This is a genomic window from Streptomyces sp. NRRL WC-3549, assembly GCF_000721935.1.
Taxonomy (GTDB): Bacteria; Actinomycetota; Actinomycetes; order Streptomycetales; family Streptomycetaceae; genus Streptomyces.
The window spans coordinates 88,424-89,229 of the sequence record NZ_KL585399.1 but is presented as its reverse complement, the minus strand read 5'-3'; the positions used below and the strand labels follow the sequence as shown (position 1 = coordinate 89,229).

Below are 806 nucleotides of genomic sequence, written 5' to 3'. Positions count from 1 at the left end.
GCCGGCTGGTCGCCAGCCCCGTCGCCGAACGGGCCGAGGAGGCGGGCATCGAGGTCCTCAAGCCGGCCCGGCCGCGCGACGAGGACTTCCTGGCCCGGCTGAGGGAGATCGCCCCGGACTGCTGCCCCGTGGTCGCCTACGGCGCGCTGCTGCCCAGGACGGCCCTCGACGTGCCCGCCCGCGGCTGGGTCAACCTGCACTTCTCGCTGCTGCCCGCCTGGCGCGGCGCCGCGCCCGTACAGCACGCGGTGATGGCCGGGGACGAGGTGACCGGCGCGTCGACCTTCCTGATCGAGGAGGGGCTGGACTCCGGACCCGTCTACGGCGTCCTGACCGAGGAGGTCCGGCCCACCGACACCAGCGGCGACCTGCTCACCCGGCTGGCCTTCGCCGGTGCCGGGCTGCTCGCGGCCACCATGGACGGCATCGAGGACGGCACCCTGCACGCCGTCCCGCAGCCCGCCGAAGGCGTCACCCTCGCCCCCAAGCTCACCGTCGAGGACGCCCAGGTGCGGTGGACGGAGCCGGCGCTGCGGGTCGACCGGGTCGTACGCGGCTGCACCCCCGCCCCGGGCGCCTGGACGCTCTTCCGCGGCGAGCGCCTCAAGCTGGTCCAGGCCGCACCCGTGCCGGACCGCACCGGCCTGGCCCCGGGCGAGCTGTCCGTGGGCAAGAACAACGTGTACGTGGGCACCGGTTCGTACGCCGTCGAGCTCCTCTGGGTCCAGCCGCAGGGCAAGAAGCCGATGCGGGCCGCCGACTGGGCCCGGGGCGTGCGCGTCGCCCACGGGGAGCCGCTGGGGGCC

At 75.9% G+C, this 806-nt stretch carries 1 protein-coding gene; it reads left to right on the top strand.

Annotation, left to right across the window (positions count from 1 at the left end; genetic code table 11):
- On the top strand, positions 1–806 hold an 806-nt coding region (locus IH13_RS0115300; protein WP_031084754.1), incomplete at both ends, for a methionyl-tRNA formyltransferase.